Source organism: uncultured Bradyrhizobium sp., assembly GCF_936928535.1.
Taxonomy (GTDB): domain Bacteria; phylum Pseudomonadota; class Alphaproteobacteria; order Rhizobiales; family Xanthobacteraceae; genus Bradyrhizobium.
Genome location: NZ_CAKZHY010000096.1, coordinates 86,509 through 103,316, shown reverse-complemented (window position 1 = coordinate 103,316; position 16,808 = coordinate 86,509). Strand labels below are relative to the sequence as shown.

Genomic DNA, 16,808 nt, shown 5'->3' with positions numbered 1-16,808 from the left:
TCCTAATCGAGTTGGATGCGAATGCCCTTGGCGCCGTTGAGCAGGCGCCTCAAATGAAAGTTGGCGAGCGGATCGTCGGCGTGCGTCCCGACGAGCGAGGCGAACGCCGGCATCGCCGCGGCATCACCCGTTTCCATCTTGGCAAACGCCTCGGCATATTGCTCTGTCGCCGGCGCATCAAATTTGTCCTGCGGCAGCGGCTCGAATGCGCGCAGCGGTTCGCTGCGTCCGCGGAGCATCAGGTCACCCACCGGACGCCCCTGGAAGTTCGATGCCGCCTCGGCGACACTGGAGCTGACGCAGATTCGGGTGCCGAGCTGCTTGTTGGCGGCCTCCAGCCGCGCCGCGATGTTGATGGTGTCTCCATAGGCGGTGTAGTCGAAGAAGCGATTGCCACCGAAATTGCCGACTAGCGCGGCCCCTGCGTGAATGCCGATGCGGGTGGTCCCGAAATTAACGCCCCTGGCTTTCTGACGCTCGCAAAAATCCTGCGCCCAACGGTCAAGATCGTGCGCACAGGCGACGGCGCGTGTCGCATAATCGGGCTGATCGCCAGGCGCATTGAACAGCACGTGGATCGCATCGCCAATGATCTTGGCAACCGTCCCCTCATGCGCGAAGATCACTTCGGTCATCCCACCGACATACTCGTTGAGGAGCGCGCCCAATGTCTCGGGCGCCGCGCTCTCGACCAGCGACGTGAAGCCGGTGATATCAGTAAAGATGACAGCGACATCGCGCCATTGCACCTCGATTCCCTCGCCCTCGCCGCTTGCCGCCAGACGCTTGGCAAGCTCGGGCGAGAAGTGGCGCGACAGCGCGGCGTGAGCCCGCTCGGCCTCCGCCTGACGGAGCCGCACATCGCGCAGCATCTGGACGTGGCGAAGGGTCTTCTCGATCGTGGTTTCGAGGTCGGCGAAGTCGATCGGCTTGGTGAGAAAATCGAACGCGCCGCGGTTCATGGCAGTGCGGATATTGCTCATGTCGCCATAGGCCGAGACGATGATGGTCGACTTCTTGTCCTCGGCTTCCTGCAGTTTTTGCAGCAGCGACAGCCCGTCCATCCTGGGCATGTTGATATCCGAGACCACCATGTCGACATGCGGATTCTGTTCGAGCGACTCCAGCGCCTCGAGCCCGTCGCGCGCGAACATGATGGCGACGAGCCCGTCGCGGATCTGCCTGCGGAATTTCTGCAGGACCAGCGCCTCGAGATCAGGCTCATCGTCGACGAAGAGGATGGTCGGTGTCATGCCGCCTGCTCGAGCCTCGTGTCGATCTGCTGGCGCAGCAGCGCGAAATCAATCGGCTTGGTGAGGAGGCCGCTGGCACCTCGCTCGATCGCCTTGCGATGCGTCTCGGCATCGCCGTAGGCCGTTATCATGATGACCGGAACGTGCGGATGCTCGGCGCGCACCTTGGGCAGCATGTCGAGTCCGCTCATGCCGGGCATGTTGATATCAGACAGAATCAGGATCAACGAGGGATCGCGCACCTCGGCGGCACGCTTCAGCGCGTCGGGCGCGGAGGGGGCGAATTCCATCTGGAAGCGACCAGCACGCAGGTCGCGCCGGAATTGCTGCCGGAACAGCGCCTCGACATCGGGCTCGTCATCGACGATCAGGATGTAAACGTTCAAGACTTGCCTCCGGAACTGCCGCTTGCCGCCATTGCGCGCGGCAGCATAATGATGAATTCGGTGAAGACACCGGGCTCCGTGCTAACGTCGATCGTGCCACCGTGCTGCTTCACGACGATGTCGTGGCTCATGGACAGGCCAAGCCCGGTCCCCTCGCCTGCCGGCTTGGTGGTGAAGAAGGGGTTGAACATCTTCTCCTTCACCTCTTGCGGAATACCCGTGCCGTTGTCGCGGATCCGGATCTCGACCTTGCTGCCAAGATTTCGTGTCGTGGCACTCAAAGTCGGCTCGAAGCCGTCAGCGGCGCTCGCCTTGCGCTTGGCTGCCGCATAGAACCCGTTCGAGATCAAATTGAGGAAAACGCGCGTGATCTCCTGCGGATAGACATCCACCATGCCTGCCGCGGCGTCGAAATCGCGCTCGAGCGTGACGTTGAAGTTGGGCTTCTCGGCGCGCGCCCCGTGATAGGCGAGATTAAGGCTCTCCTCCACGATCGCGTTGATGTCGGCGAGGCGATGCTCGCCGGAACCTTCGCGCGAATGCAGCAGCATGTTCCTGACGATGGAATCGGCGCGCTTGCCGTGCTGTACCACCTTCTCGAGATTGCCCCGGAGCATGCCGGTCAGCTCGCCCACCTCCTCCTTGGTCTTGTCGTCGAGCGATGCCGCTTGAAGGACCTCGTTGAGCTCATCGATCAGCTCGGTCGAGATCGAGGAGAAATTGTTGACGAAGTTGAGCGGGTTCTTGATCTCGTGGGCGATGCCCGCCGTGAGCTGGCCGAGCGAGGCGAGCTTTTCGGTCTGGATCAGGCGACCTTGAGCAGCGCGCAAATCGTCAAGGGATCGCGAAAGCTCTCTGGTGCGCTCCTGGACCTCCTCAAACAAGCGAACATTCTCAATCGCGATAAGGGCCTGGTCTGCAAAAGTCGTGGCAAGCTCGGTCTGCTTCTCGCTGAAGGGACGCACGACGTGCCGCGTCAACACGAACACGCCAATAGGTGCGCCCTCTCGAAGTAGAGGCACACCCAGCATCGTGCGCACATTGGAGCGTCTTCGCGCAGACGAAGGTGCATACTCTGGATCGGCCTGCACGTCCGGAACAAGAACTGTCTTGCAATCGAGCAAGGTGCGCCCGACGACGCTTCCCCGCTCCGGTACGGAAGGAAAGGTCCGAAGCTTGTTCTCTTGCTCCGCATCCAGGCCGCAGCTTGCCGCTAGATAAAAGGCGCCATCGCGGGGCCGGAAAATCGTTCCTTCGTCGGCGTCGCACAAACGGGCCGCCGATCCGACCAGCGTATCGAGCACGGTCTGGAGATCGAACGTCGAGCGGCTGATTACCTTCAGCACATCGGCAGTTGCCGTCTGTTGTTGTAGAGCTTCCCGCAATTCCGCGGTCCGCTGCTCGACCTTGTTCTCCAGGCCGGCATAGGACTCCTGGAGCCGCTCGCCCATGTGATTGAACTGGTCCGCGAGCTCCTCGAGCTCGTCGCCGGTCTTGATCGAGATGCGCTGGGAGAAATCGCCGCCGCCGATGCGCTCGGCGCCGATGCGCAGCGCCTGGATCGGGCCGACCATGCGGCGCGCCAGGAAGATTCCTGCCAGCACCGCAAAGATCGATGCGGCGAGCAGCACGATCGCGAGCCGCTGCAACGAGGCGTAGAGCGAGGCATAGGCCTCCTCGACCGGCAGCTCGACGAACATGGTCCAGTGCAGCGGCTCGATCGGGGCCGAAGCGGTCAGAACCTTCTGGCCCTGGATGTTGACCGCTTCCTGCAACTCGACGGGCATGTTGCCACCACCGACCTGTGCTGCGCGCACCTGTTCGAGGCCGGACATGTCGGTGTTGCGCAGCACGAGGCTGATGTCGGGATGCGCGATCAGCCGCCCTTCGGGGCCGACCACATAGGCATGCCCGTGCTGGCCGACCTTGATCTGGGAGACGACATCCCAGATGAGCTTCAGGTTGACCTCCGCGATGCTGACCCCGGCATCCTTCCTTGCTCCGGCCAACGCCAGCGTCATGTAGGGCTCGGACTCGCGGCGAAAATAGACCGGGCCGTAGTAGACCTTGTGGGCCACGGCTTCGGTGAACTTCGGATCACCAGACAAATCGATGCCGCTGTCGATCGCATCCATCGCCAGCCGCGAGACGCGCAGGCGCTCTTTGCCGGTCGAATCCACCTGCGCGAGCTCGGTGATTGCAGGCACCTGGCGCAACAGCCGCAGCGCGTCGAACCGACGCGGCTCGATCGAACCCGCAGACCAGGGCAGCTGCGTGGTCCAGCCGAGCTGGCTCTCGATCTCCTTGACGAACTGGCTGATCTTGGCGGCGGCCGCCTCGGCCTGCTCGTGCTGGACCCGGATCAGGGCGGCCTTGTGCTCCCTGTAGTAGAAGAAGACCTCGAACAGGCCATTGGCCAGCAGGGCCACGGCAACGACGGCCACGAACAGGGCAACATATTTGGTGAACAGGCGGGTCCTGATCCCCCGCCCCGCCTCGGCCGACGCGGCGCCGTCCCCGGCCGCGCTCGGCAGGGTCCTGGTCTGCGGGGTGTCGGGATGGACGGAAATGCTCATTTGCCTGAGCCTAGCAAGAAGGCTGGGCCTTGTCTCTCGCCACGGTATGCAGAGGGTTACTCGATGACGTCGTCGGCAAGCGCCAGCAATGTGGGCGGAATCTCGATTCCGGTCGCCTTCGCCGTCTTGAGGTTGAGCACTAGCGGATAGCGGGTCGGCTGCTCGAACGGCAGGTCGCCGGGCTTCTCTCCGCTGAAGATGCGGGCAACGAGGGCCGCCGCTCGCTCAAAGCATTCGGAGACGTCCGATCCGTACGACATCAGCCCACCGTCCCGGGCGAAGTCCTGATTTTCGTAGATCGCCGGCAGCTTCCGCGCCGCGGCGAATTCGAACACCCGCCTGCGGTTCAGAATGGTCAGCGCGTCCGCCACCATTAGAATGCCGTCCGGCAGGTCGCCGTTCATCACCGCGAAGGCTTCTTCAAAATCGTCGGGCTCCCGGACGCCGAGCGCCTGCACGGTCAGGCCGAGCGCCTGGGCGGCTTTCGCCGATGCCTGATAGCGGGTGGTCATGCCAAGATCGTCCTTGTTCCAGAGCATTGCGACCTTGGTCAATTTCGGCGACATCTCCTTGAGCAGCGACAGCCGCTTCGCGCTGAGCGTTGCTGCTACGTCCGAAATTCCGGTGATCGTACCGCCCGGATGTGCCAGGCTCTCGATCAGCCTGGTTTCGACCGGGTCGCCGATGCCGCTGGCCGCTACCGTGGGGATGCCGGCCGCTTTGCTTGCGATGGCAGTCGGGTAGCCGATGATGACGATGGCGTCGACGCCCTTCGACTTCAGCTCAGAGACCAGCGAAGGAAGCTTCGCCACGTCGCCGGACGCACCGAGAGGCTCCAAGGTGAGATTCTGCCCCAGATTGAAGCCGCGCTCGCCCAGCACCTTGATCAGGATCTTACCGCCCGGACCGGCCGCCGTGATCGGCGCAATCGGGGTCAGCGTGCCCAGATGGAAGATCCTGCCGCTCTGAGCCATGGCGGCGCGCGGCCCCAACAGCGAAACGCAGCCAAGTCCTCCCAGGAATTCGCGCCGCCTCATGTGACTTCCCCGTTCTGGCGCAACAGCGCGCGTCGCCGAACTTAGCACGGGTCAACAAAAAAGCGGCAATGGCGAACCGCCATTGCCGCTCCGTAGCTTCGATCGGGGCGCTTCAGGTCGGCCGTAGCGCCTTGGCGTTGAGGTCGAGCTCGTTGACCTGCTTGTTACGCTCGGAATCGGCGGCCGCCCGATGGTCGGTCGCCAGCACCACGTAGACGGCCGGCAGCACGAACAGGGTGAACAGCGTACCGATCGACATGCCGGCAACGACCACGAGGCCGATCGAGAAGCGGCTGGCGGCACCCGCGCCGGTCGCAGTCAGCAGCGGGATCAGACCGGTCACCATCGCGGCCGTCGTCATCAAGATCGGCCGCAGGCGGATGCGGGCCGACATTTCGATGGCAGAGCGGCGGTCGAGCCGCTCGTTCACCTGGAGCTCGTTGGCGAACTCCACCATCAGGATGCCGTGCTTGGTGATCAGGCCGACCAGGGTGAGCAGACCGACCTGGGTGTAGATGTTCATGGTCGCCATGCCGAAGAACAGCGGGATCAACGCACCGACGATTGCCATCGGCACCGAGATCATGATCACCAGGGGGTCACGCAAGCTCTCGAACTGGGCCGCCAGCACCAGGAAGATGATGATCAGCGCGAAACCGAAGGTGATCGCGAGCTGATTGCCTTCCTGCACATACTGCCTGGAGTCGGCGAGATAATCGTGGCTGAAGCCCGCCGGCAGCTTCTTGGCTTCGCCTTCGAGGAAGTCGACCGCAGCACCGACGGTCACGCCGGGCATCGGTACGGCCGAGAACGTCGCCGAATTGAGCTGATTGTAGTGTGTCAGCGAGTTCGGGTCGGTCCTGGTCTTGATCGAGACCACGGTCGACAGCGGCAGCTGCTGGCCGGAGGTGGTCGTCACATAGTATCCGCCGAGCGACTCCGGTGACAGTCTGTCGGCGCGCGGCACCTGCGGGATCACCTGGTAGGATCGGCCCTGGAGATTGAAGCGATTGATGTAGTTGCCGCCGAGCAGAACCGCGAGCGTAGAGCCGAGGTTCTGCATGTTGACGCCGAGATCCTGGGCCTTGTTACGGTCGATCGTGACCTCGACGCTCGGCTGGTTGAAAGCGAGGTCGCTGTCGGAGACGATGAACATGCCGCTCTTGCGCGCGGCGTCCTTCAGCTTCTCCATCTGCTCAAAGACGGTCCGGTAGCTCGCGGTGGAATTGATGACCATCTGCACCGGCAGACCGCCCGGGCCACCCGGCAGCGGCGGCAGGTTGAACGCGAACGCCTGCACGCCCTCGATCTTGGAGAGCTCGCCCTGGACCAGCGGCTTCAGCGCGATCGACGAGCGCTTGCGCTCTTCCCACGGCTTGAGCAGCATGCCGGCGATACCGCCCTGCGGGCCATTGATGCCGTTCAGCACGAAGCGCAGATCGGTCTCGGGGAAGCTTTGAAACTTCTTGTCGAGCTTGTCGCCGTAGAAATCGACATAGTCGATGTTGGCGTATTTCGGCGCCTTGGTCACCGCAAACACGATGCCCTGGTCCTCCTCAGGTGCCAGCTCCTTCGACGTGTGCATATAGAGGAAGCCGACGAGCCCGAGGATCGTGATTGCGAACAGGCCGGTAATCGCCTTGTAATCGAGCGACCGGTCGAGCCTGCGGCCATACCAGCGCGTCACTGCACCGAACACCCGATTGACCAGCTTCGCGAAGCGGCCCTCTTCGGTGTTCTTGAGCAGCACCGAGCACATCATCGGCGACAGGGTCAGCGCGATCACGCCTGATACGATCACCGAGCCGGCGAGCGTGAATGCGAATTCCCGGAACAGCGAACCGGTGAGACCGCCGAGGAAGCCGATCGGGGCATACACCGCGGCAAGCGTGATGGTCATCGACACGACAGGACCGACGATCTCGCGCGCACCTTCGAGTGCCGATTGTACCGGGGTCTTCCCTTCTTCGAGATGTCGGTGGATGTTCTCAACCACCACAATGGCATCGTCGACCACGAGGCCGATCGCGAGCACCATCGCGAGCAAGGTCAGCAGGTTGAAGCTGAATCCCAGCGCCAGCATCAGGGTGCAGACACCGATCATCGACAACGGGATGGTCACGACCGGAATGACGACCGAGCGCAGCGAGGCCAGGAACAGGAAGATCACCACGATCACGATGATCACGGCTTCGCCCAGCGTCTTCTCCACCTCGTCGATCGAGGATTGGATGAACTTGGTCGAGTCGTAGGCGACCTTCATCTTCATCGACGGCGGCAGGTTGCGCTCGAGCTCCGGGAACAATGCACGGACGCCCTTGACCAGCGTCAGCGGGTTGCCCTGCGGGGTCGCGTTCACACCAATGAAGATCGCATGCTCGCCGTTGAAGGCGACGCTCGCGTCCGTGCTCTGCGCCGCGAGCTCGACCGTGGCGATGTCCTCCATCCGGACGAAGCCACCGTCCTTGGCCTTCACGATCATCTTCCTGAACTGGTTGACGTCGGTCAGGCTGGTGTTCGTCGAGATGTTGGAAACAATCAGATAGCCCTTGGTCTGCCCCGCCGCGGACTGGAAGTTGTTGGCCTGAATCGCGGCAGCGACGTCGGCCGGTGAGACATTGCGGCCGGCCATCTTCACCGGATCAAGCCAAAGCCGCATCGCAAAAGTCTGTCCGCCGAGAATGTCGGCCGAAGCGACGCCATCGACGGTGGACAGCACCGGCTGCACCACGCGCGTCAGATAGTCGGAGATCGCCGAGCCCGACAGTTCCTCCGAGGAGAAACCGAGATACATCACGGCCGTGGTCTGGCCCGTGGTCTTGGTCACGATCGGATCGTTGGATTCCTTCGGGATCAGGTATTTGACCGAGTTCGTCTTGGCCAGCACCTCGGTGAGCGCCTGGTTCGGATCGAAGTTCAGCTTGATGTAGACCTGGATCGTCGAGGTGCCGAGCACCGAGGACGAGGTCATGTAATCGACGCCTTCGGCCGAGGCGACCGCCTGCTCGATCGGCGTCGTGATGAAGCCCTGGATCAGGTCCGCGGACGCGCCGGGATAGACGGTCGTGATGTTGATGACCGTGTTCGACAGCTTCGGATACTGCCGGATCGGCAGCACCATCGCCGCGCGCAGACCGATCAGCAGGATCAGCAGACTGACGACGACCGACAGAACCGGGCGCTTGATGAAAATATCAGTAAAGGCCATCGCGGCGATCTCGATTTCGTTTGTCTCAAGAAGCGTGATCCGGCCGGGCCGGATCACGTGAGTGTATTGTCAGTAGCGCGGCGGCTGCGCCGGAATCGCCGGGGCCGGATCGGTCGAAATCGCAACGGCTGCGCCCGACTGCAGCTTGAGCTGGCCGACGGCGACGATCTTGTCACCCGCTTTCACGCCCTTGATGATCTCGACGCGACCGTTGACCCGATTGCCGGTCTGCACGAACGTGCGCACCGCGCTCAGCGTCGACTTGCCGTCCTCTTCCTTCTTCTCGGTGATCATGAACACGGAGTCGCCGTACAGCGTGTAGTCGACGGCCGTTTCCGGAACGGTGATCACGGCCGGCTTGTCCGGCAGCACCACCGTGGTGGTCACGAACATGCCGGGCTTGAGGATCTTCTCCGGATTGGCAATCGTGGCCTGCACGCGGATGTTGCGGGTGTCGGTGGCGATCTGCGGCTCGATCGTGGTGATCTTGCCGTCGAAGGTGCGGCCCGGATAGGCGTCGACCTTCAGCCGGACCGGCTGGCCAACCTTGAGGTTGCCCGAGTCCTTTTCCGTCACCGTGAAGTTGGCCCACAGCTCCGACAGATCGGTCAGCGAGACGATCGCCGTGCCGGCGGTAAGATATTGTCCGACCTCAACCTTGCGAACGCCGAGATCGCCGGAAAACGGCGCGCGCACCAGCTTCTGCGAGATCAGTGCTTCGGTCTTGGCAATGCCGGCCATGGCCTGGTCATAGGTCGCCTGCGCAGCATCGACGGTCGATTGCGGACCGAACTGGCGTGCCGCCAATTGCTTGGCGCGGTCGAGCGCGAGCTGCGCGCCGGTCGCCTGCGCCTTGTAGTTGGCGAGATCGCCCTGCTCCGGCCCATCGAACAGGTGCACCAGCGGCATACCGGCTTCGACATGGGCGCCCGGCTCGAACTTGATCTCGGTGACGCGTCCGTTCACGTCGGCGGTGACGTCGACCTGGTGCACGGCGGCAAGGCCACCGACTGCCGTCAGCAGGTTCGGCACAACCTCGGACTTCGCTTCCGCCGCGCTGACCAAGGTCGGCGGCGGCCTATTGTTGGCGAAGAACTGCTTGATCATCTGGCCACGGAAATAGTTGAACCAGACGAGACCACCAACGAGCACGCCCAGCAGCGTACCGATGATGATGAACCAGAGCACCGGCCGAACCGGACGCTTGGGGGCCTTGCTGTCGATCGGTTCGCCCGAAATCTTGTGTTCGGCTACGATGTTCATTGTCATGCACTCTCTGCAATCGCCGTCTTGTCCGCACCCGGGGCCAATTCGTGGCCCAGATGCGAAGCAATTGCGGCGTCGTTAAGTCCGATGCCTCTCAGGAGAAATCCACAGAGCTGCCGCTCCAGATCGTTCGCCCCGCCATAGGCGAGACAGTGCGCCGAGGGCAGCCTGGTCAGCGCAGCGGTCATCACCGTGTGATGCGCAAACCAGAACAGGTTGAGCGGCTCACTCCCATAGGCCCGCGCATCCCCGGCAGCGACGGCGCGTTCGAGCGAGGCGACGAAGACCGCGCCGATCAGCGTCTCGATCTTGGCATATAGCAAACGGGCAAACTCACCGTCATCCAGATGGCTGGTGACCATCAGTCGCAGGCGCTGGGCCTCTTCCTGGTCGGGACCGTCGGCGATCAGCAGGAAATGCTGGACCATGCTGCGGATCAGCTCGACCAGGGTGGCCGTCGACGGCTCCCGCTCGAGCAGTTCCATCAGCGCCGGGTCCGCCTCGCATTCGTCGCTGAGTATTTCGGCGTACAGCGCCGCCTTGGACGGGAAATGCTTGAACAGCAATGCCTCGGAAATGGCAGCGGCGGCCGCCACGCTCTTGGTCGTGGTGCCGTTATAGCCATGTCGGGCAAAGCAGCGCTTCGCGGCTCCGAGGATCAATTGACGCCTCAGGTCGCTCGTCATACGCAATGAGCTCATGTTAGTGAGTAAGCACTCACCCACGCAAAAGTCAAGCCAAATGGTGCGACGCAACCTAGATGGGTGGGAACTGTTGGAAATAGGTCACAACTTACCTCCGCCGGGGCGAACGCCGCCTACGGGGACCCCGATCCAGGGACCGGCGTCAGATCGGCTGGAAGCCGAGGTCGCCGCGGATCCGGTTGACGATGTAAGTCCCGTCCCGGCTCGGCAGGATCCGCTCGACGCCCGCGCTGTCGATCTTCACATTGGCAAAGCGGGGGCCTGTCGAGAGGTCGTGGACGGTTTTGGCAAAGGCTTCCACCTCGGCCATGGTCGTAACAGCCCGGCTGTCGGCGATGCCGCACGCCTTGGCGACACCGACGAGATCGGCGGCGGCGGAGGTGTGGCTGGTCTGGCCGCCGGTCTCGCCATAGGCCTCGTTGTCGAGGACCACAATTGAGAGATTGGACGGCTTCTGCAGCCCGATGGTGGCAAGGCTGCCCATTCCCATCAGCATCTCGCCATCGCCGGTGATGACCAGCACCGGCAATTTTGGTTGCGCCAACGCGAGCCCCAGCCCGATCATTGCGGCGCCGCCCATGCCGCCCCAGAGATAGAAGTTGCGGGCATGGTCGCCGACGGCGGTGATGTCGTTGGTGGAGGCACCGAGGCCCCCGATCGCGACGACGTCCTTGCGGTCAACAAGCAGCGCGGAGACCACCTTGCGGCGGTCGAGGAGATTGGCCTTGTTCATTTGGTGAAAACCTTGGCGCCGATCAGGCGCTGCGACAGCAGGACGGCGGTGGGCGTGAGTGCGTTGTAGGCCTGGGCCGCGGCCGCCTCCAGCACCGCAGGCACTTCAGCGGCGTTCGAGGCACGCAGCACCTTGATGCCGGAGAGCTCGAGCACGCCCTGCGTGGTCGAGCCCATCGGCACCTGCCATGGATTGAACTCGCCCCACTCGCCACGCATGGTTACAAGGGTGAGGAATGGAAAGCGCAGGATCGGGATCAGCGACAGCATGTTGATGCAATTGCCGACGCCGCTCGACTGCATCAGCAGCACACCGCGCTGGCCGCCGGTCCAGGCGCCGGCGAGCAGCGCCACGCCCTCCTCCTCCGTCGTCAGCGGAATGCCGCGCATCGTGGACGAGGCCAGCACACGCTGGATCAGCTTCGAATGGCCGGCGTCCGGCACGTAAGGCACCTGCCTGACGTCGAAGCGTTGCAGGGTCGCGAAAATATCGTCCGGCCAGTTCGAGGCCGTGTCGGCAGCGTCAGCGCGGGCGTGCATTTTTCTGTCCGGTCGGCTAGCAAATCACGGCGAGAGTGTAGACGGTGACCAGCAAAGCTCGAAAGAGCGAAAACGGCATATCGGTGCCATCAGGTGAGTATGGCGGATGAACGCAAGTGCGAAAGAATTGGCGGCCAGTTTCGACCTGGCGAAGCTGACGAGCGAATTCTACGACGATCCCTACCCGACTTATCGTGCACTGCGGGAGAACGAACCAGTCAAGCGCCTTGCGAGCGGCACCGTGTTCCTGACGCGCTACGACGACCTCGTCACCACCTACAAGAACACGAAATCGTTCAGCTCGGACAAGAAGCGCGAGTTCGCACCGAAATATGGCGACACGCCGCTCTACGAGCACCACACCACGAGCCTCGTCTTTAACGATCCGCCCGCCCACACCCGCGTGCGGCGCCTGATCATGGGCGCGCTGTCGCCGCGCGCGATCGCAGGCATGGAGGGCGATCTCATCAAGCTGGTCGATGGCCTGCTCGATGCCATCGCCGCCAAGGGCCATTGCGAGCTGATCGAGGATTTTGCCGCCTCGATTCCGATCGAGGTGATCGGTAATCTGCTTGATGTTCCCCATGACGAACGCGCGCCGCTACGCGACTGGTCGCTGGCGATCCTGGGCGCACTCGAGCCGGTCGTGTCGCCTGATGCTGCCGCGCGCGGCAACAAGGCGGTGACGGATTTCCTTGCCTATCTCGAGACGTCGGTCACCCGCCGCCGGCAAAAGCCGGGCAACCCTGAACGCGACGTGCTGACGCGCCTGATCCAGGGGGAGGAGAACGGCGAGCGGCTGACCGAGAAGGAGCTGCTGCACAATTGCATCTTCCTGCTCAACGCCGGCCACGAGACCACCACCAATCTGATCGGCAACGGCCTCGTCGCGCTGTATCGCAATCCCGACCAGAAGCAGCGGCTGATCGACAACCCAGACATGATCAAGACGGCCGTCGAGGAAATCCTGCGCTATGAAAGCTCGAACCAGCTCGGCAACCGCATGACGACCGAGCCGGTCGAGCTTGGGGGCGTCATGCTCGATGCCGGCACGTCGGTGACGCTCTGCATTGGCGCTGCCAACCGCGACCCTGCGCAATTTCCCGACCCTGAACGCTTCGACGTCGCGCGCACACCAAACCGGCATCTTGCCTTCGCCACCGGTGCACATCAATGCGCCGGCATGGCGCTGGCGCGGCTCGAAGGCGCGATTGCGATCTCGCGTTTCCTGGCACGCTTCCCGAACTATGCCGTGAACGGCCAGCCGGTGCGCGGCGGGCGGGTGCGGTTCCGCGGCTTTCTGAGCGTCCCCTGCTCGATCGGCTGAGGCGTCATGAACATCGATCAATTGCGCGAACGCTGGGCCGATCCCGCCCTCACGGTGCTGACGGTGTTGCTGGTGATCATGATGTTCGTGATCTCGCCGTTGCAGGCGCTCGGGCTGTTCGCGTTCCAGGTGTCCGAGCTCGTGCTGGCGCTGCTGCTCGTCGCCGGCATCTTCGTGATCTCGGGCAGTCCGGTCGCGGTGGTCGGCATGTTAGTCGCGCTCGCCATGATCGTGACCGGCGCCATCTTGAGGATCAGATCGCCCTCCATCCTCGACCTCAACCTGTTTGCAGGTTCCTGGTTCATCGTGGGAACGACGATGGCCTGGGCGGTGGCGCGCCAGACCTTCGCGCCGGGGCGCGTGACCTATCATCGCGTGATCGGTGCCGTGCTGCTGTACCTGACGGTCGCCGTGATCTTCTCAGCCCTTTACGTCTTCATCGGCTCGCTGGATGCAGCTGCCTTTGTCAGCATGAAGGTGACGGACAGTCCGAGGCTCGCCAGCGACGTCATCTATTTCAGCTTCGCGACCATGACCACGACCGGGTACGGCGACGTCGCGCCGCTGCACCCCGTCGCGCGCAGCCTGTGCAACATGGAAGCCATTTTCGGCCAGCTCTATCCGGCGACGCTGCTGGCGCGCCTGGTCACGCTCGAGATCGAGCATCGCAGGCAGGATTGAACGCGATACGCGAGTTTTGCCGACAATGCTCGCGTCAGGATGCGACAGAGTTGCCAGTCTTAATGAATACAACCCTTTGTTGACAGTTCTTTTCAGCAGGATTACAAAATCCACTCGCGCTTAGTCGCGAGACTGCGATTTCGATAGGCCACTGCGCTTTCGTTTCGGTTCCGACGATTACCGTCCGCCGAGCAAGTTCACGAAAGTTACTCTCCACAACGGTGAGGAGCATCCTATGGCAGCAGCAAAGAACACCGAACATAAGGTCGTTCTCACTCTCCCGGATATCGGGCTTTCCAAAGCCCAGATCAATTCGCTCAAGAAGAACTTCAAGAACGAGGTCGTGACACACCTCGGCGGCCCGGAGGTGCTTGCGCGCCGACGCATCGTCGTGGTCGTCGTTGTCGTGATCGTGTTCTCCAGGCCGAAGGCCTGAGGGATTACGTACCACTGAGGCAACGGCATTCCATGTCGCCGGTAACATCAAGGGCGGCGAGCCATGCTGCATGAACCATCGTCGGCACTCGGCGAAACCGAGTGCACAGAGAGTTCGTCACTCCGCTTGTCGCCCGGCGGTGCGCTGAAGGTTTGCCTCGTCGGCCCACCGACCGTGACCGATTTCGAGGATCCCGAGGTCGCGGAGAGCGAGGCGATCCGGCTCATCGCCGAGCATGCACCGATCGGCGTGCTCAGCCTGGCTGCCGTGCTCGAGCAGTGCGGCGCTTCGCCCCGGATTGTCGACCTCAATCGGCTCTATTACAGCTATCTGCGTGCACCCGGCGATCCCGCGTCAAAATCCGACTTCTGCTCCTATGTTGCATCCGAGCTCGATCGGCTCGCATTCGATGTGCTGGGGTTCAGCTCGATCTGCAGCAGCTATCCGTTGACGATCCGCATCGCAGAGCAAATGAAGCTCCGGCGGCCCGGCGTACCGATCATCTTCGGCGGCCCGCAGGCCTCGGTGGTGGATGTCCCGACGATGGAAGCCTATCCTTTCGTCGACGTCATCGTTCGCGGCGAGGCGGAGGAGAGCCTTCCAGCGCTGATCGCCGCCATCGCGAGCGGTGCTATCCCTTCGGGAATTCACGGCATCACCTATCGCGACAGGGGCAAGATCGTCCGGACTCCAAACGCACCTGTCATTGCCGATCTCGACAAGATTCCGCTTCCGGCCTTTCACATCTACCCCGAACTGAGGGATTGCCACTACGTGCCGCTCGAGCTCGGCCGCGGCTGCCCGTTTGCCTGCTCGTTCTGCTCGACCAACGATTTCTTCCGCCGAAAATTCCGGCTGAAATCGCCAGAGACGGTCATCGCGCAGATGCGCCTCGTGCGCGACACCTACGGCATCACGACGTTCGATCTGATCCACGACATGTTCACCGTCGACCGCAAGCGGGTTCTTGCATTCTGCGAGGCGGTCATCGCGACGGGTGAGCAGTTCTACTGGAACTGCAGCGCACGAACCGACTGCATCGACGAGGAGATGATCGAGACAATGGCGCGGGCCGGCTGCAAGGCGATCTTCTTCGGCATCGAAACAGGCTCGGCCCGGCTCCAGACCATCGTCAAGAAGAACATCGATCTCGCCGAGGCTGCCTCGCGCCTCGAAGCCACGGATCGGCATCAGATTACGACCGCCGTTTCGCTGATCACCGGCTTCCCCGACGAAACGATGGACGACCTGCGCGACACCGTCCATTTCTTTGTGGATTCGCTGCGGTTCGACTTTGCCGAGCCGCAGCTCCACATCCTGGCGCCGCTGGCGGAAACACCGCTGGAATCCCATCATCGCAAGCAACTCGTTTTCGACGATATCCTGTCCGACATGTCGCATCAGGGATGGCGGCAGGATCCGGTCGACCGCGCGATGATCCAGAACCACGTCGACATCTTTCCGAATTTCTATTCGATCCCAACGCCCGAACTCGATCGTTCCTATTTGCGCGAACTGCGCGATTTCCTCCTGAACGGATCCGTCCGCTTCCGTTGGCTGCTGGTCGCCCTGCACCAGGATTCCGGCGACGTGACGAAGGCGTTCGAGGCTTTCCGCGCATGGTATGCAGCCCGTTCCGACCGAGGACCGCGGCCCGATCTCCAGGAAAGCCGCTACTATGCATCGGCGACATTCTGCGAAGACTTCATCGCCTTTGTCCGTGACGACTATGCACCGCGATCTGCGCGAACGCCGCGCGTGCTTCATTCCATCCTGGACTACGAACGGGCTTTGCTTGCCGACGTTCCGCCGACCTCGGAGGCTGCAGCGGAAGATCACGCTGTCTCGGACATCACCCTCGTACCGAGGCTCATCGATGGTGTCGTTCTGACCGAATGCACCGCCGACTATCAACGCATCATCCGCTGCCTGCGACGCAAGGGCGACCTGCGCCGGATCCCGCGTAAGCCGGCCACCATCGCCACGCGCCAGCACGCCGACAAGCGACTGGATGTGGTGATGCTCAGTCCGCTCTCGGCGCAACTGCTCCGGCTATGCGATGGCGAGCGGACCGTATCGGACATCGCTGGCCGATTGACGCCGACGAGCCGGACGATATCGGCGATCCCGGCCGACAAGGTCTGCATGTTCGGGCTTGAGGTGCTGCGCCAACAGGGCCTGATCGCGCTTCATCGCGACCCCGCACCTAGCGCTTCGCAGGGGCTGGCCTGCTGATGGCGTGCCGCTTCAGTCGCAGGAAGCCGCCTGGATAATCCAGCGTGACTACAAAACGCTTGAGGAAATTGTAGCCGATCAGCCCGGCGATCGTCACCCCGAGTTGCTGTTCGACCGCATCCAGCGGCATCACCGCCGCACCCAGATTGCGAACGACGTGGGAGCCGAGCCGGAAGCTCGACAACTTCGCAAAACCAGCCTCGATCCGGCCGCCCGCACCAATCGCGGTTGGCTGATCGGCCTCCAGCGCGATACCGATTGCCTGTGCCATGTCGGGCGTGATGACACAGAACGACGCGCCGGTATCGAGCGCGAAGTTGAACGGTCCAAGTCCGTTCACCTCGACATCCACCATCAGCAGGGGACGGTTGGGACTGATGCGGAAGCGAGTAGCTCCGCGGGGCACGACCTTTTTCGCCATCGGGCA

At 62.7% G+C, this 16,808-nt stretch carries 14 protein-coding genes; 4 read left to right on the top strand and 10 right to left on the bottom strand.

Translation table 11 applies throughout. The annotated features are described in order from the left end of the window. Window positions 1-2: 2 nt before the first annotated feature. The 9 genes from Q0687_RS19080 to Q0687_RS19040 all read right to left on the bottom strand — a co-directional run bounded on the left by Q0687_RS19080 (window position 3) and on the right by Q0687_RS19040 (window position 11,702). Window positions 3-1,253, bottom strand: coding sequence for an adenylate/guanylate cyclase domain-containing protein (locus Q0687_RS19080; RefSeq protein WP_298879728.1), 1,251 nt, complete (start codon window positions 1,251-1,253; stop codon window positions 3-5). Continuing rightward, window positions 1,250-1,639 (bottom strand): response regulator, encoded by a 390-nt coding sequence (locus tag Q0687_RS19075; protein ID WP_298879726.1) that lies wholly within the window; start codon window positions 1,637-1,639, stop codon window positions 1,250-1,252. Before Q0687_RS19075 ends, Q0687_RS19080 begins: the two co-directional genes overlap by 4 nt. Further along, window positions 1,636-4,215 (bottom strand): ATP-binding protein, encoded by a 2,580-nt coding sequence (locus Q0687_RS19070; protein ID WP_298879723.1) that lies wholly within the window; start codon window positions 4,213-4,215, stop codon window positions 1,636-1,638. Before Q0687_RS19070 ends, Q0687_RS19075 begins: the two co-directional genes overlap by 4 nt. A gap of 56 nt (window positions 4,216-4,271) precedes the next feature. Next, window positions 4,272-5,252: an ABC transporter substrate-binding protein gene (locus Q0687_RS19065; RefSeq protein WP_298879721.1), complete on the bottom strand. Its 981-nt coding sequence runs from the start codon at window positions 5,250-5,252 to the stop codon at window positions 4,272-4,274. Window positions 5,253-5,364: 112 nt separating this feature from the next. Continuing rightward, entirely contained in the window at window positions 5,365-8,460 is a 3,096-nt protein-coding gene (locus Q0687_RS19060; RefSeq protein WP_298879718.1) for a MexW/MexI family multidrug efflux RND transporter permease subunit, read from the bottom strand. A 69-nt stretch (window positions 8,461-8,529) separates the two neighbouring features. Beyond that, window positions 8,530-9,723, bottom strand: a complete 1,194-nt coding sequence (locus tag Q0687_RS19055; protein ID WP_298879715.1) for an efflux RND transporter periplasmic adaptor subunit — start codon at window positions 9,721-9,723, stop codon at window positions 8,530-8,532. Window positions 9,724-9,725: 2 nt separating this feature from the next. Then, window positions 9,726-10,427 (bottom strand): TetR/AcrR family transcriptional regulator, encoded by a 702-nt coding sequence (locus tag Q0687_RS19050; RefSeq protein ID WP_298879713.1) that lies wholly within the window; start codon window positions 10,425-10,427, stop codon window positions 9,726-9,728. A 145-nt stretch (window positions 10,428-10,572) separates the two neighbouring features. Beyond that, entirely contained in the window at window positions 10,573-11,163 is a 591-nt protein-coding gene (locus tag Q0687_RS19045; protein ID WP_298879711.1) for a thiamine pyrophosphate-dependent enzyme, read from the bottom strand. After that, entirely contained in the window at window positions 11,160-11,702 is a 543-nt protein-coding gene (locus tag Q0687_RS19040; protein ID WP_298879708.1) for a phosphonopyruvate decarboxylase, read from the bottom strand. Before Q0687_RS19040 ends, Q0687_RS19045 begins: the two co-directional genes overlap by 4 nt. A gap of 106 nt (window positions 11,703-11,808) precedes the next feature. Here Q0687_RS19040 and Q0687_RS19035 point away from each other — a divergent pair, with 106 nt between their 5' ends. The 4 genes from Q0687_RS19035 (at window position 11,809) to Q0687_RS19020 (ending at window position 16,381) form a co-directional block, all read left to right on the top strand. Further along, window positions 11,809-13,029, top strand: a complete 1,221-nt coding sequence (locus Q0687_RS19035; RefSeq protein WP_298879705.1) for a cytochrome P450 — start codon at window positions 11,809-11,811, stop codon at window positions 13,027-13,029. A gap of 6 nt (window positions 13,030-13,035) precedes the next feature. Then, entirely contained in the window at window positions 13,036-13,710 is a 675-nt protein-coding gene (locus Q0687_RS19030) for a potassium channel family protein (RefSeq protein ID WP_298879702.1), read from the top strand. Between the two features lie 235 nt (window positions 13,711-13,945). Then, window positions 13,946-14,146, top strand: coding sequence for a hypothetical protein (locus Q0687_RS19025; RefSeq protein ID WP_237863656.1), 201 nt, complete (start codon window positions 13,946-13,948; stop codon window positions 14,144-14,146). A gap of 63 nt (window positions 14,147-14,209) precedes the next feature. After that, the gene (locus Q0687_RS19020) at window positions 14,210-16,381 is read left to right on the top strand and encodes a radical SAM protein (protein ID WP_298879696.1); all 2,172 of its coding nucleotides are present in this window, start codon (window positions 14,210-14,212) and stop codon (window positions 16,379-16,381) included. Here the strand turns inward: Q0687_RS19020 and Q0687_RS19015 are convergent. Beyond that, window positions 16,353-16,802: a retropepsin-like aspartic protease gene (locus Q0687_RS19015; protein WP_298879695.1), complete on the bottom strand. Its 450-nt coding sequence runs from the start codon at window positions 16,800-16,802 to the stop codon at window positions 16,353-16,355. The genes Q0687_RS19020 and Q0687_RS19015 overlap by 29 nt on opposite strands. Between the last annotated feature and the right edge of the window lie 6 nt (window positions 16,803-16,808).

What these genes read in the sequence shown, in the direction of transcription:
- Q0687_RS19030 (WP_298879702.1), top strand. Translation starts at nt 13,036, where the DNA reads ATGAACATCGATCAATTGCGCGAACGCTGGGCCGATCCCGCCCTCACG.
- Q0687_RS19035 (WP_298879705.1), top strand. Translation starts at nt 11,809, where the DNA reads ATGAACGCAAGTGCGAAAGAATTGGCGGCCAGTTTCGACCTGGCGAAG.
- Q0687_RS19055 (WP_298879715.1), bottom strand. Translation starts at nt 9,723, where the DNA reads ATGAACATCGTAGCCGAACACAAGATTTCGGGCGAACCGATCGACAGC.
- Q0687_RS19065 (WP_298879721.1), bottom strand. Translation starts at nt 5,252, where the DNA reads ATGAGGCGGCGCGAATTCCTGGGAGGACTTGGCTGCGTTTCGCTGTTG.
- Q0687_RS19015 (WP_298879695.1), bottom strand. Translation starts at nt 16,802, where the DNA reads ATGGCGAAAAAGGTCGTGCCCCGCGGAGCTACTCGCTTCCGCATCAGT.
- Q0687_RS19050 (WP_298879713.1), bottom strand. Translation starts at nt 10,427, where the DNA reads ATGAGCTCATTGCGTATGACGAGCGACCTGAGGCGTCAATTGATCCTC.
- Q0687_RS19045 (WP_298879711.1), bottom strand. Translation starts at nt 11,163, where the DNA reads ATGAACAAGGCCAATCTCCTCGACCGCCGCAAGGTGGTCTCCGCGCTG.
- Q0687_RS19025 (WP_237863656.1), top strand. Translation starts at nt 13,946, where the DNA reads ATGGCAGCAGCAAAGAACACCGAACATAAGGTCGTTCTCACTCTCCCG.
- Q0687_RS19080 (WP_298879728.1), bottom strand. Translation starts at nt 1,253, where the DNA reads ATGACACCGACCATCCTCTTCGTCGACGATGAGCCTGATCTCGAGGCG.
- Q0687_RS19070 (WP_298879723.1), bottom strand. Translation starts at nt 4,215, where the DNA reads ATGAGCATTTCCGTCCATCCCGACACCCCGCAGACCAGGACCCTGCCG.
- Q0687_RS19060 (WP_298879718.1), bottom strand. Translation starts at nt 8,460, where the DNA reads ATGGCCTTTACTGATATTTTCATCAAGCGCCCGGTTCTGTCGGTCGTC.
- Q0687_RS19020 (WP_298879696.1), top strand. Translation starts at nt 14,210, where the DNA reads ATGCTGCATGAACCATCGTCGGCACTCGGCGAAACCGAGTGCACAGAG.
- Q0687_RS19040 (WP_298879708.1), bottom strand. Translation starts at nt 11,702, where the DNA reads ATGCACGCCCGCGCTGACGCTGCCGACACGGCCTCGAACTGGCCGGAC.